At 71.5% G+C, this 12,632-nt stretch carries 12 protein-coding genes; 4 read left to right on the top strand and 8 right to left on the bottom strand.

Translation table 11 applies throughout. The features are described from left to right. Positions 1-29: 29 nt before the first annotated feature. Genes DFH01_RS26355 through DFH01_RS26345 form a run of 3 tightly spaced genes read left to right on the top strand, consistent with a single transcriptional unit; the run spans position 30 to position 3,627 of the window. The gene (locus DFH01_RS26355) at positions 30-1,736 is read left to right on the top strand and encodes a dihydroxy-acid dehydratase (protein ID WP_109873521.1); all 1,707 of its coding nucleotides are present in this window, start codon (positions 30-32) and stop codon (positions 1,734-1,736) included. Between the two features lie 47 nt (positions 1,737-1,783). Further along, positions 1,784-2,962 (top strand): M20 aminoacylase family protein, encoded by a 1,179-nt coding sequence (locus DFH01_RS26350; protein WP_109873520.1) that lies wholly within the window; start codon positions 1,784-1,786, stop codon positions 2,960-2,962. Between the two features lie 5 nt (positions 2,963-2,967). After that, positions 2,968-3,627: an invasion associated locus B family protein gene (locus DFH01_RS26345; protein ID WP_146217154.1), complete on the top strand. Its 660-nt coding sequence runs from the start codon at positions 2,968-2,970 to the stop codon at positions 3,625-3,627. A gap of 110 nt (positions 3,628-3,737) precedes the next feature. Here DFH01_RS26345 and DFH01_RS26340 read toward each other — a convergent pair whose 3' ends face one another. The 8 genes from DFH01_RS26340 to DFH01_RS26305 all read right to left on the bottom strand — a co-directional run bounded on the left by DFH01_RS26340 (position 3,738) and on the right by DFH01_RS26305 (position 10,537). Next, positions 3,738-4,358, bottom strand: a complete 621-nt coding sequence (locus tag DFH01_RS26340; protein ID WP_109873518.1) for a MarC family protein — start codon at positions 4,356-4,358, stop codon at positions 3,738-3,740. Between the two features lie 152 nt (positions 4,359-4,510). Beyond that, positions 4,511-5,323 (bottom strand): aspartate dehydrogenase, encoded by an 813-nt coding sequence (locus tag DFH01_RS26335; protein ID WP_109873517.1) that lies wholly within the window; start codon positions 5,321-5,323, stop codon positions 4,511-4,513. A 157-nt stretch (positions 5,324-5,480) separates the two neighbouring features. Then, positions 5,481-5,963, bottom strand: a complete 483-nt coding sequence (gene cynS, locus DFH01_RS26330) for a cyanase (protein WP_109873516.1) — start codon at positions 5,961-5,963, stop codon at positions 5,481-5,483. A gap of 33 nt (positions 5,964-5,996) precedes the next feature. Further along, positions 5,997-6,866, bottom strand: coding sequence for an ABC transporter ATP-binding protein (locus DFH01_RS26325; protein ID WP_109873515.1), 870 nt, complete (start codon positions 6,864-6,866; stop codon positions 5,997-5,999). Between the two features lie 4 nt (positions 6,867-6,870). Continuing rightward, a complete protein-coding gene (gene ntrB, locus DFH01_RS26320; RefSeq protein WP_109873514.1) occupies positions 6,871-7,722 on the bottom strand; it encodes a nitrate ABC transporter permease in 852 nt (283 codons plus the stop codon). A gap of 7 nt (positions 7,723-7,729) precedes the next feature. Next, positions 7,730-9,097, bottom strand: a complete 1,368-nt coding sequence (locus tag DFH01_RS26315) for a CmpA/NrtA family ABC transporter substrate-binding protein (RefSeq protein WP_109873513.1) — start codon at positions 9,095-9,097, stop codon at positions 7,730-7,732. Between the two features lie 145 nt (positions 9,098-9,242). After that, the gene (locus DFH01_RS26310) at positions 9,243-10,028 is read right to left on the bottom strand and encodes an SDR family NAD(P)-dependent oxidoreductase (RefSeq protein ID WP_109873512.1); all 786 of its coding nucleotides are present in this window, start codon (positions 10,026-10,028) and stop codon (positions 9,243-9,245) included. A gap of 140 nt (positions 10,029-10,168) precedes the next feature. Next, positions 10,169-10,537 carry a DUF1127 domain-containing protein gene (locus tag DFH01_RS26305; RefSeq protein ID WP_109873511.1) on the bottom strand — a complete coding sequence of 123 codons (369 nt, stop codon included), beginning with the start codon at positions 10,535-10,537 and terminating at the stop codon, positions 10,169-10,171. A gap of 177 nt (positions 10,538-10,714) precedes the next feature. Between DFH01_RS26305 and DFH01_RS26300 the strand changes: the two genes are divergently transcribed. After that, the gene (locus DFH01_RS26300) at positions 10,715-12,490 is read left to right on the top strand and encodes an aminopeptidase P family protein (RefSeq protein ID WP_109873510.1); all 1,776 of its coding nucleotides are present in this window, start codon (positions 10,715-10,717) and stop codon (positions 12,488-12,490) included. Positions 12,491-12,632: the final 142 nt, after the last annotated feature.

The raw sequence follows: 12,632 nt of genomic DNA, 5'->3' as shown, positions 1-12,632 counted from the left end.
GCGGCGGGGCGGAAGGGAGAATCGCCCCGATGACCACCGGCACGCCCCGCAAGCTTGGCCTCGCCAACCGCTCCTCCAACTACGGGGACCGGGAATTCGCCCTCTATCTCCGGCGCAGCTTCGCCAAGTCCATGGGCTACTCCCAGGCCATGCTGGACAAGCCGGTGGTCGGCATCGCCGACACGGCCAGCGACTACAACAACTGCCACCGCACCGTCCCCGAGCTGCTGGAGGCGGTGAAGCGCGGCGTGCTGGCGGCCGGCGGCCTGCCGCTGGCCTTCCCGACCGTCTCGCTCTGCGAGCCCTCGCTGAACCCCTGCTCCATGCACTACCGCAACCTGATGGCGCTCGACACGGAGGCGATGCTGGCCGCCCAGCCGATGGACGCGGCCGTGCTGATCGGCGGCTGCGACAAGACCGTGCCGGCCCAGCTCATGGCCGCCGTCAGCGCCGGCACGCCCTCCGTGATGCTGGTCACGGGCCCGATGCTCGCCCAGGCCTTCGAGGGCGAGCGCCTCTCCGCCTGCACCGATTGCCGCCGCTACTGGGCGAAATACCGCGCCGGCGAGGTGACGGAAGACAAGATCGCGACCATCGAAGGAAAACTCGCCACCACCGCCGGCACCTGCGGCGTGATGGGCACCGCCAGCACCATGGCCTGCATCGCCGCCGTGCTGGGCTTCATGCCGCTCGACGCCGCCAGCGCCCCCGCCGTGCATGCCGACCGCCTGCGCATCGCCGAGGAAGCCGGTGCCCAGGCCGTGCGGCTGATCCAGAAGCCGATGCCGCCCGCGGCGCTGGTCACGGTGGAGAGCGTCGAGAACGCGATGCGCGTGCTGCTCTCCCTCGGCGGCTCCACCAACGCCGTCGTGCACCTGGCGGCCATCGCCGGCCGCGCCGGCGTCACGCTCGACCTCGCGCGGCTCGATGCGCTGTCCGAGACGACGCCCGTTCTGGTGGACCTCAAGCCCACCGGCGAAGGCTACATGGAGGACTTTCATGCAGCGGGCGGGATGCGGGCTCTGCTCTGGGAGTTGCGGGACCTGCTGCACCTGGACACCCCCGACCTCGACGGCACCCCGCTGCGCGCCCGGATCGGCGACGGGTCGCATTTCGTGGACCGCAAGATCATCCGTGCGCGCGAGACGCCGATCAGCCCGGTCGGCGGCATCGTGATCCTGCGCGGCTCCCTCGCGCCCGACGGCGCCATCCTCAAGCGCAGCGCCGCCACGCCCGCCCTGTTCGAGACGGAGGCGCGCTGCGTCGTCTTCGACGGGCTCGAGGACCTGGCGAACCGCATCGACGACCCGGCGCTGGATGTCACGCCGCAGGACATCCTGGTGCTGAAGGGCGCCGGCCCGCGCAGCCCCGCCGGCATGCCGGAAGCCGGCTACCTGCCCATCCCGAAGAAGCTGGCGCGGGCGGGCGTGAAGGACATGGTCCGCATCAGCGACTGCCGCATGTCCGGCACCGCTTTCGGCACCATCGTGCTGCATGTGGCACCCGAGGCCGCGGTGGGCGGCCCGCTCGCTCTGGCCGAGACCGGCGACCGCATCCGCCTGTCCGTCAAGGACCGCCGCCTCGACCTGCTGGTGGACGAGGCGACCCTCGCCGCCCGCCGCGCCGCCTGGCAGCCGGCCCCCGCCCCGGCCCGCGGCTGGGACCGGCTGGTGCATGAGCAGGTGACCCAGGCCCCGCTCGGCGCCGACCTCGCCTTCCTCCGCCCGCCGGGCTAGACCGGCACAGCCCGCCGCTCGCCACGCACGTCGGAGACTGGTCGCCCATGCCCGTGATCAACCGCATCGCCGAGTTCCACCCGGAGATGACCGCCTGGCGGCGGGACTTCCACCAGCACCCCGAGCTCGGCTTCGATGAAGTCCGCACCGCCGGCATCGTCGCCGCGAAACTGAAGGAATTCGGCTGCGACGAGGTGCATACCGGCATCGCGAAGACCGGCGTGGTCGGCGTGATCCGCGGCAACGGCAACTCCGGCCGCGCCATCGGCTTCCGCGCCGACATGGACGCGCTGCCGCTGCAGGAACTCACCGGCCTGCCGCACGCCTCCACCATCCCCGGCAGGATGCATGCCTGCGGCCATGACGGGCACACCACCATGCTGCTCGGCGCCGCGAAGTACCTTGCGGAAACGCGCAACTTCGACGGCACCGTCTACCTCGTCTTCCAGCCCGCCGAGGAGAATCTCGCGGGCGGCGAGGTGATGGTGAAGGAAGGCCTGTTCGAGCGCTTCCCGATGGAGCGCATCTTCGGCATGCACAACTGGCCCGGCGCGCCCGCCGGCACCTTCCTGCACGCGCCGGGGCCGGTGATGGCCGCGGTCGCGAACCTCGAGGCCACCATCACCGGCCGCGGCGCGCATGGCGCGATGCCGCATAACGGCGTGGACCCGATCCTGATCGCATCGCACATCGTCGCCGCGCTGCAGAGCGTGGTGGCGCGCAACGTCAATCCGCTGGAAGCCGGCGTGATCACCATCGCCCACTTCACCGGCGGCCACACCTTCAACGTGATCCCCGAAAGCGTCCATCTGCAGGGGACCGCGCGCTGGTTCCTGCCCGAGGTCGGCAACCTGCTGGAGCGCCGCTTCAAGGAGATCGTCACCGGCATCGCCATCGCGATGGGCGGCAGCGCCGAATGCAGCTTCGCCCGCGCCTATCCCGCCACGGTGAACGAGCCGGAAAGCACCGAGATCGCCGCCCGCGCCGCGCGCAGCGTCACCGGCGAGGCTCGCACCCGCCCGCTGCCCCAGCCCACCATGGGTGGCGAGGATTTCTCCTTCATGCTGGAGAAGAAGGCGGGCGCCTACCTGTTCCTCGGCGGCGGCAAGGGGCCCGAGGACGCAATGGTCCACCACCCGAAATACGACTTCAACGACGAGATCCTGCCGGTCGGCGCGAGCTGGTTCGCGACCCTCGCCGAGCAGATCATGCCGCGGCGGGGCTGACCTTGATGCGGGGCGCATCCATCCGCGCGGCGTCCGCAGCGTCCGCGGCGGCGCTGTTGCTGCTGCTCGCGCAGCCGGTCTGGGCGCAGCAGCGCGCCCAGGCGCCCGCCGCCGCGCCGCCCGCCGCCCCGGCGGCGCCGGCCGCGCCCGGCACCACGCAGACCCAGCGCGAGGCCTGGCAGATCGCCTGCGGCGAGCCGGGCGAGGGCGGCCTCCGCCCCTGCCAGCTCTCGGCCCGCATCCTCGTGCAGCCGCAGAACCGGGTGGTTGCGCGCATCGTCCTCACCCGCCAGCCCGCGACGCGCTCGCTCGGCCTGGTCTTCCAGGTGCCGCACGGCGTGCTGCTGCCCGCGGGCATGAGCTGGCAGATCGACAATGGCGAGGTGCAGCGCATCGCCTTCCAGACCTCCGACGCCGAGGGCGTCTTCGCCGGAATTCCCGTCACGGACGACCTGCTCGCCGCATTGCGCCGCGCGAACGTGCTGCGCCTGTCCTTCGCCACGGCGGCGCAGCGCGAGACGGTCAGCATGCCGGTGCCGATGACGCAGTTCGCGGAAGGCGTGGACCAGTTCTTCGCCTCCGAGCGGCGCCCGGCCGATCCGCAGGTCGTCCCCGCCCCGCCGCCCCCCGCGCCACCCGCGCCGACGCCGCCCGCGCGGCGCTGATACAAGCGCAAAAAGTTCCGACCTGCGGCCCGCCGCTTATGCGGCGCAGCCAAGCGAAGCGCCGGCGATTGAGCGACGAAGGTGAAACCCTCGTCCGCCTGGCATGAGGATCACGTCGCGAAGCTCTGCCTGACGCCGTCCAGCGCGATCTGCGCCGCCAGCGCCGCGAGCAGCACGCCGAGCACGCGGCCGATCACATGCCCGCCGGTGCGCCCCAGCAGCTTCGCGACCTGCCCCGCCGCCAGCAGGCAGACCAGCGTCAGCAGCAGCACCGCGACCAGCGCGGCCATCACGGCGGCGAACTGCATCGGGTCGCCGCGCGCCTGCTCGCGCATCAGCACCATGCTGGTCATGCCGCCCGGCCCGGCCAGCAGCGGGATCGCCAGCGGGAAGACCGAGACGTCGTGCTGCTCGGCGCCCGCCTTCTGCTCTTCCGGCGTGGCGCGCAGGAAGGTCTGGCCCATCACCATGTCGGCCGCCAGCAGGAAAAGCAGAAGGCCGCCCGCCACCTTCATCGCCGGCAGCCCGATGCCGAGCGCCCGCAGCAGCCAGCCCCCGAGCAGCGCGAAGACCAGCAGCACCACGGCCGCGATCACCGTCGCGCGGATCGCCTGGCGTCGCCGCTCGGCCGCGGTGTTGTTGGTCGTCATGCTGGCGAAGATCACCGCGGTCCCGAAGGGATCCACGATCACCAGCAGCGCAACCAGCGTGAAGCCGAAGGTCTCGAGCATGGTCCAGGAGCCTCCCTCCCCCGCTTGCGGGGCAGGGATGGGGTGGGGGCCGCGACGCCACGGGCAGACGCGGCCATGCCCGCACCCTAGCCGTCCCCGGCACGCGCGACAGGCGACCGGCGCCGCCTGGGACGCCCCGCCAAGCGGCGGGCCTAGCTGCCGACCTTCAGCGTGCTGGTCAGGCCGCGCAGGCAAGCCAGGATGGACAGCGGCGTGATCTTGCCGGTGCGGGGATTCTCCTCCGACGGCACATTCTCGATCGTCATGGTCAGCCGCGCCGCCGCGGCCTCGACGCGGATGGTGTGGGTGTTGCGCGTCACATGCGGGTCCGCCCAGATCTCGATCATGGTGCGCTGCGGGCCGATGCCGGCCAGCGCGAGCGCCGCCGCCACGTTCACGTTCGCAGGAAAACCCTGCGCGGCGTCATAGGCGTTGCCCTTGAACACCAGCGTCTTCTCGTCCTTCACCGCCAGCACGTCGATGCCGTGCTGCTCGAGATAGGGCGCGCCGACCAGACCGCGCGGCGGCTTGCGCGTCTCGATGGTGACGGAGGCGACCTCGCCCTCCGCCGCTGCGCGCACCGCATCGAGGCCAAGCAGCGCGCCCGTCGGCACGATGATCCGCGCGCCGGTCTTCCGCGCTTCCTCCACCAGATGCATCCGCGGCAGCAGCGCGCCGCAGGAGGAAGGGACGAAGATCCGCCCGCGCGCGATCGCGGCCTTCGCGACCTCCTCGAAGATGGCGGCCGGCGCGGCCTCCACCACGATGTCGGCCTCGGCCAGGCCGGCGATGTCCACGATGGCGGGCCTGTTGCGGAAGCCCGCCAGGTTGGCCTGCGCCTTGGCGTGGTCGCGCGCGGCGACGGCGACGAGCTTCAACCCGTCCACGCCGGCATCGAGCGCGCGCGCCAGATGCAGGCCAATGGCGCCGAGCCCGGCGATTCCAACAGTGAGGGTGCGTGCCATGCGATCCGTCCTGCGCTGCGTCCGGCAGGTCGGTCACGCCCCAACCCGACCCTCTCCCGCATCGCGGGGGAGGGTGGCCGCGCAGCGGCCGGGTGGGGGCACGACCATCCTGCCCATTCGCCGGGCCGGTTAGCACGCCCCCCCGCCCGCCGGGAGACTACTCCTCCTTGAAGCCGTAGGCCGGGATGCCCTGCTCGGCGCCATAGTATTTGTAGGGCAGGAACTTGCCGGTCATCTCGATCTTCACCCGGTCGCCCTTCTCATGCGCCATGCGCTCGAAGTGGAAGTCGAAGTCGATCGCCGACATGATGCCGTCGCCGAACTCCTCCTCGATCAGCGCCTTCCAGGCCGGGCCGTTGACCATCACCATCTCGTAGAAGCGGTAGATCAGCGGGTCGGTCGGCGGCATCGCCGTGCCGCGATAGGGCACCTCGTTCAGCATCCGCTCCTCGACCTCCGTCAGGCCGAACAGCGTCGCGGCCTTGGCGGCGAGCGGCTTCACCAGCTTCATCTGGCCGAGCAGCGCGCCGACGATCAGCGTGTCGGACACGCCGCCGATCTCGCCGCAGATGTATTTCCAGGTCCAGTTCCTCTCGCGCTTGATGTCGAGGATCTTTTCCGTGAGTTGGGCGCGCGTCATGGCGTGCATCTCCCTGCGTCGGTGGTGGGGTTTTCACGCCGCCGCCCGAGGGGGCGGCGGCGTGATCTGCGGCGCGGCGGGGCGAACCTCCGGCACGGCCTTCGGGTCCCAGCCGGCGGGCTGCTTGCCCGCCAGCGTGCGGCTGCGCGTGATCAGGAAATCCAGGATATGGTCGCGCAGCTCGTGATAGCCCGGCATGTGGTGCAGGTTCGCGCGGTCGCGCGGCCGCGGCAGCGTGTTCACCACCACCTCCGCCAGCCGCGCATCGGGCCCGTTGGTCATCAGCAGGATGCGGTCCGCCAGCAGGATCGCCTCGTCCACGTCATGCGTGATCATGAAGGCGGTCTGGTCCGCCTCCGTCACCAGGCGGGACACCTCCTCCTGCAGCGCGCCGCGCGTCAGCGCGTCGAGCGCGGAGAAGGGCTCGTCCATCAGCAGCATCTTCGGCGCGATCGCCAGCGCGCGCGCGATGCCCACGCGCTGCTTCATCCCGCCCGAGAGCTGCGCCGGCTTCTTCTGGGCCGCATGGCCAAGGCCGACCTTCTCCAGCGCCGCTTGCGCCGCCTCGCGCAGCTTCGCCTTGGGCCAGGACGGGTGACGGCAGGACAGCGCGAAGGCGACGTTCTGCTCCGCCGTCATCCACGGCATCAGCGCATGGCCCTGGAAGATTACGGCGCGGTCGAGCGAAGGGCCGGAGATCTCCTGCCCGTCCACGATCACCACGCCGTCCGACGGTGCTTCGAGCCCCGCCAGGATGTTCAGCACCGTCGTCTTGCCGCAGCCCGAATGCCCGACCAGGCAGACGAACTCGCCGCGGTTCACGCTGAACCAGAGGTCCTCGAAGATGGTCGCGCCCGGATAGCGCCGCGCGATGCCCTCGACGGAAACATAGGCGTTGCTCATCGCGTCACTCCGCCCAGGCCACGGCGCGGGCGAGCACGCCGAGCAGCCGGTCCAGCAGCAGGCCGACGATGCCGATCAGCAGGATCGCGATCACGATGTCGGCGAGCGAGAGGTTGTTCCACTGGTTCCACACCCAGTAGCCGATGCCCGTGCCGCCAACGAGCATCTCCGCCGCCACGATCACCAGCCAGGCGATGCCGATGGAGATGCGCATCCCCGTCAGGATGGTCGGCGCGGCGGCCGGCAGGATGACCTTCCACGCCGTCTTCAGCCTGCCCGCCTCCAGCGTGCGCGCCACGTTCAGCCATTCCTTCCGCGTGCTCGACACGCCGAAGGCGGTGTTGAGCAGCATCGGCCAGACCGAGCAGATGAAGATGACGAAGATGGAGGAGATCGAGCTGTCCTTGATCGTGTAGAGCGCGAGCGGCATCCAGGCGAGCGGCGAGACCGGCCGCAGCACCTGGATGAAGGGATTGAGCGCGGCACTCAGCAGCGGCGACATGCCGATGAGAAATCCCAGCGGAATGGCGACCGCGGCAGCCAGAAGAAAACCCGCCGCGACGCGGGCCAGCGAATAGGCCAGCTGGATGCCGATGCCCTGGTCGTTCGGCCCGGCGATGTAGAAGGGGTCGCGCACCAGTTCCCAGAGCCTGGCCGCGATCTCGGACGGCATCGGGAAGCCCGTCTGCCCGCCCTGCGCCGCCGCCGCGCCGAGCAGCGCGGCGTATTCGGGATCGAGCGCCGCGCCCCCGCCGCTGCCGCCGGATCGCGCGGAGAACTCCCAGGCGCCGAGGAAGGCGGCGAGCAGCGCAAGCGACAGCAGCGCCGCCCGCGCATTCGTCACACGGGAAGACATGGCCGGCTCAGGACGTCCGGATGCCGCGCTCGGTCCAGGGCGCCGGGTTCGCGGGGTCGAAGGTGCGGCCCATCAGCGTGAAGGACTGCACCGTCGTCGCCGGCACCGCCTGGCCCAGCGCGCGCATCGCGTTCGCGGCGTCGGTGGCGAGGAACACCTGCTCCGCCACCTGCCGGTAGTCCACGTCGCGGTTCAGCTGACCCCAGCGGCGCATCTGCGTCATGATCCACATCGCCATGGAGTGCCAGGGGAAGGGATCGAAGCCGATGCGGTCGGGCACGCGCTGCACGCGGCCGAGGCCATCGGCGAAGGTGCCGGTCAGCACCTGCTCCACCACGGTCTGCGGCTGGTTCAGGTAGTTCTGGCCGGAGATCGCCGCCGCCACCTCGCGCCGGTTGGCGGCATTCTGCGAATAGCCCGTCGCCTCCACGATGGCGCGCAGCAGAGCGTGGAAGGTGTTCGGCGTGTCCGTGATCATGCTGCGCGGCACGGCGAAGGCGCAGCACGGATGCCCGTCCCACAGCTCCTTGGTCAGGATGTGGATGAAGCCGACGCCGTCGAACACGGCGCGCTGGTTGAAGGGATCGGGGCCGAGATAGCCGTCGATGTTGTCGGCGCGCAGGTTGGCGACCATCTCCGGCGGCGGCACGGAGCGGATCTGCACGTCGCGGTCCGGGTCGATGCCGTGCTCCGCCAGGTAGTGGCGGAGCAGGTAGTTGTGCATCGAGTAGTCGAAGGGCACGGCGAAGCGGAAGCCCTTCCAGTCGCGCGGGTTGCGCTTCTCGCGGTGCTTGTTCGCCAGCGTGATCGCCTGGCCGTTCGTGTTCTCGATCGCGGCGACCGCGAAGGGGATGGGCTGCGCCACGCCGGCGCCGAGGCTCATCGCCAGCGGCATCGGGCTCAGCATGTGCGCCGCGTCGTATTCGCGCGCGATGGCGCGGTCGCGGATCACGGCCCAGCCGGCGGTGCGGATCACCTCCACGTTCAGCCCGTGGCGCTGATAGAAGCCCATCGGATGCGCCATGATGATCGGCGTGGCGCAGGTGATGGGGATGAAGCCGATCTTCAGGTCCCGCTTCTCGATCGTGCCGGGCGCCTGGGCCAGCGCCTCGCGCGCGGCGCCGAGGGGGAAGAAGGCGTTGATCGCCGCGAAGAGCGTGCCGGCGCCGACCGCGCGCAGCATGCCGCGCCGCGTGGCGTCGTCCGGATACAGCGCGCGCAGCACCGCCTGCTCGGCGATCTCGCCGTACTCATGCGTGCCGTCCTGCGCGGGGGCGTTCGGCAGGTCTTCGCAGGCGAGGCCGGGCACGTGCGTGCGCCCGCAGCCGCACAGCGACGCATCGGCGTCGAACGGATTGGCGAAGCGACGGGCCATGGCGCGGAGATCTCCCGGACGTGTGACCCGCCAGATGGCCGGCTCCGTCCGGGCTCGCAACCAGCCTCTCGCCGCCTTTTCGAGCAGATCAGGCGCCCTCTACGCCATCTTCGCTCACCAAGAGGGCGGACTGCCCATTATCGCGTCAAACCACGGGGCTGCGCCCGCCATCCACGTTGATCGCCGTGCCCGTGATGTAGCTGGCGGCGTCCGACACGAGGAACGTCGCAAGCGCGGAAAACTCCTCCGGCCGCCCGTAGCGCCCGAGCGGCAGCCCCGCGCCGGCCTTGGCGAGCCATTCCTCGTAGCTCTGCTCCGACTTCATGCCCGCATGGCGCTTCTGGTGCTGCTCGGAATCGAAGAGGCCGACGAGCATCGCGTTCACCAGGATGCCGTGCTTCGCACCCTCGTTCGCAAGGATCTTCGTCAGCGCCATGCCGGCGGCGCGGGAGACGGCGGTGGGCGCGCTCTCCGCCGCGGGCGCCTTCGCCGCGATCGCGAGCACGTTGATGATGCGCCCCCATTTCCGTTCCGCCATGCCACCCCACACTGCGCGGGACAGGCGGATGGCGGCGAAGAGCTTGAGGTCGAGATCGGCCTGCCACAGCGCGTCGTCCACCTCCGGAAAGGGGCCGCGCTGGCTGGTGCCGGCGTTGTTCACGAGGATGTCCACCGGCCCGAGCGCCGCGGTCGCTTCCGCAACGGCCTTGGCGCAGCCCTCCGCGGTCGAGACATCGGCCGCGATGGCGGCGATGCGCGCGCCCTGGAAGCGGGCGGCGATGCCGGCCTTGGCCGCTTCGAGCTCGGCGGGGCGGCGGGCGACGATGGCCACGGCGGCGCCGGCCTCGGCGAAGCTTTCGGCCATGGCGCGGCCGAGGCCCTTGGAGGCGCCGGTGATCAGCGCGGTGTGGCCATCGAGACGGATCTGCATGATTTCCCCCTGCAAACCCGGACAGGATAGCGGCGCTGGCCGGCACGAAAAGAACGGGGCCGGCACCCGGGGGGAGGGCGCCGGCCCCGTGCGTCTGCGGGAGCCTTATGAAGGGGGGCTCAGCCCCCGCAGAGTAAAGGTTACGCCACGCGGGGACGCCCGCTTGGCAGCGGGCGGACATTCGCGTTGGCCGGGGCGGCCGGCACGCGGAAGTCCGGGTCGAAGACGCGGGCGAGGTCGCTGCGGCTCAGGCCGATATCGGCCAGCTCCCGGTCGGAGAGGGAGCGCAGGCGTTCGAAGGTCGCGCGGCGCTCGGGGAATTCCAGCAGCGTGGTGCCGACGGCGGCGAGGAAACGGCCGATGCCGCTGAAGGCCCGGCGAACGCTGCCGGCGAGGGCGGCGTCGCGCGCGGCGGCGGCCTGGGCGCGGAGCGCGTCCACCTCGGCGGCGGAGGGTGCGGCGGCGACGGGGAACAGCCCGATCTGTTCCTGGGTCTGGCGGGGGTTCATGATGCTTCCGGCTCTGTCGCGGCGCTGTCCGGGCCGGCCCCGATGGCCTCTCTCCGGTCGCGCTGCGTGAGCCGAAGATAGGGAGGGGTCGGCGCTTTTTGGTGCGCTGCAACAACGCCCGAGACATGCGCTGAGCGCATGAGTTCCTGTGGAAGCATGTTCAGGAGTTAAGGCTTCGTGACCACCGACCCGCACCCTGCCCGTCTCGACGCGCTGCGGGCCGAGCTGTCCAGCCTCGGCGTGCAGGGCCTGCTGGTGCCGCGCGGCGACGCCTTCCTCGGCGAATATGTCCCGCCCTCGGCCGAGCGGCTGGCCTGGCTGACGGGCTTCACCGGCAGTGCCGGCCTGGCGCTGGTGCTGCCCGACCGCGCCTTCCTCTTCGTCGATGGCCGCTACACCACCCAGGCCGAGCGCGAGACCGACCCCGCCCTCTGGACCCTGCGCCACGTCACGGAGCAGCCGCCCGCCGAGATCCTGCGCGCCGAGGCGACGGGAAAGCGCATCGGCTACGACCCCTGGCTGCACACCGAGGCCGCCCTCGCCAAGTTCTCGGACGCCGGCGCCACGTTGGTGCCGCTGGACGGCAACCCGATCGACGCCGTCTGGCGCGACCGCCCCGCCCCGCCCGAGGCGCCGGCCGTGCCGCATCCGCTGGAATTCGCCGGCCTCGACGCCGCCGCGAAGCGCGATGCGGCGGCGAAGGTGCTGCGCGAGGCCGGCGAGGATGCCGCCGTGTTGGCCGATCCGCATTCCGTCGCCTGGCTGCTGAACATCCGCGGCGCCGACCTGGCCTATACGCCGCTCGCGCTCGCGCAGGCGCTGCTGCGCGCGGACGGGACGGTGACGCTGTTCCTCGACCCCGCGCGGGCCGATGCGGCGCTGCGGGCGCATCTCGGCAACGCCGTGTCGCTGCGCCCGCCGGGTGAGCTCGGCGCGGCGCTGGATGCGCTCACGGGCCGCAAGCTGCGGGTGGACCCTGACGTGACCCCCGCCTGGATCGCCCGCCGCCTGCGCGCGGCCGGCGCCGATGTGGTGGCCGGCGAGGACCCCTGCCGCCTGCCGCGCGCCTGCAAGAATCTTCGGGAGCAGGACGGCGCCCGCGCGGCGCATCACCGCGACGCGGTGGCGCTGGCGCGCTTCCTGGCGTGGTTCGCCGGCGTGCCGCGTGACGGCCTGACGGAAATGCGCGCCGCGCAAAAGCTGCTGGCGCTGCGGGCGGAGGGCGCGCTGTTCGTCGCCGAAAGCTTTCCCGCCATCGCCGGCGCCGGCGAGCACGGCGCCATCGTGCATTACCGCGCGACCGACGCCACCGACCGCCCCATCCGCCCCAACGAAGCTTTTTTGATCGATTCGGGGGCGCAGTACCGGGACGGGACCACCGATGTCACCCGCACGCTGTGGACCGGTCCGGGCGCGCCGCCGGCCGCGCTTTGCGAACGCTACACCCGCGTGCTGCAGGGCCACCTGGCGCTGGCCGCGACCCGCTTCCCGGAGGGCGTCGCCGGCCCGCATCTCGACGCCATCGCACGGCGGCCGCTGTGGGAGGCGGGGCTCGACTACGACCACGGCACCGGCCACGGCATCGGCAGTTTTCTGAGCGTGCACGAAGGCCCCGCGGGCATCAGCCGCGCGGCGAAGCCGGTGCCGCTGAAGCCCGGCATGATTCTTTCGGACGAGCCGGGATTCTACGAACCCGGCGCCTACGGCATCCGCATCGAGAATCTGTTGCTTGTGCGGCCTGCGCCGGCGATGCCGGGTGGCCGCAAGCCGTTCCTGCAGTTCGAGGTGCTGACGCTGGCGCCCTACGAACGCGCGCTGATCGTGCAAGAAATGCTGACGCCGGCCGAGCGCGCGCAGGTGGATGCGTATCATGCGCGCGTGTTTTCCGACATTGGCCCGCTGGTGGATGCGGCGACGCGGGCGTGGCTGGAGCAGGCCTGCGCGAAGCTGTAGGCGCGCGGTCCGTTCGCATCTTGCGCTGCCAGTCGCGCCCCCACCCTCCCAGCCTTCGGCCGGGCCCCTCCCTCCCCCGCTTTGCAGGGGAGGGTGAGCTGGCGCCAGCCGCTGATCTCCCTCCCCCGCAGTGCGGGGGAGG

It is taken from the genome of Falsiroseomonas bella, from assembly GCF_003173615.1.
GTDB classification, from domain to species: domain Bacteria; phylum Pseudomonadota; class Alphaproteobacteria; order Acetobacterales; family Acetobacteraceae; genus Falsiroseomonas; species Falsiroseomonas bella.
This window is presented reverse-complemented; position numbering and strand designations above follow the sequence as displayed.

What these genes read in the sequence shown, in the direction of transcription:
- DFH01_RS26355 (WP_109873521.1), top strand. Translation starts at nt 30, where the DNA reads ATGACCACCGGCACGCCCCGCAAGCTTGGCCTCGCCAACCGCTCCTCC.
- DFH01_RS26350 (WP_109873520.1), top strand. Translation starts at nt 1,784, where the DNA reads ATGCCCGTGATCAACCGCATCGCCGAGTTCCACCCGGAGATGACCGCC.
- DFH01_RS26345 (WP_146217154.1), top strand. Translation starts at nt 2,968, where the DNA reads ATGCGGGGCGCATCCATCCGCGCGGCGTCCGCAGCGTCCGCGGCGGCG.
- DFH01_RS26340 (WP_109873518.1), bottom strand. Translation starts at nt 4,358, where the DNA reads ATGCTCGAGACCTTCGGCTTCACGCTGGTTGCGCTGCTGGTGATCGTG.
- DFH01_RS26335 (WP_109873517.1), bottom strand. Translation starts at nt 5,323, where the DNA reads ATGGCACGCACCCTCACTGTTGGAATCGCCGGGCTCGGCGCCATTGGC.
- cynS (WP_109873516.1), bottom strand. Translation starts at nt 5,963, where the DNA reads ATGACGCGCGCCCAACTCACGGAAAAGATCCTCGACATCAAGCGCGAG.
- DFH01_RS26325 (WP_109873515.1), bottom strand. Translation starts at nt 6,866, where the DNA reads ATGAGCAACGCCTATGTTTCCGTCGAGGGCATCGCGCGGCGCTATCCG.
- ntrB (WP_109873514.1), bottom strand. Translation starts at nt 7,722, where the DNA reads ATGTCTTCCCGTGTGACGAATGCGCGGGCGGCGCTGCTGTCGCTTGCG.
- DFH01_RS26315 (WP_109873513.1), bottom strand. Translation starts at nt 9,097, where the DNA reads ATGGCCCGTCGCTTCGCCAATCCGTTCGACGCCGATGCGTCGCTGTGC.
- DFH01_RS26310 (WP_109873512.1), bottom strand. Translation starts at nt 10,028, where the DNA reads ATGCAGATCCGTCTCGATGGCCACACCGCGCTGATCACCGGCGCCTCC.
- DFH01_RS26305 (WP_109873511.1), bottom strand. Translation starts at nt 10,537, where the DNA reads ATGAACCCCCGCCAGACCCAGGAACAGATCGGGCTGTTCCCCGTCGCC.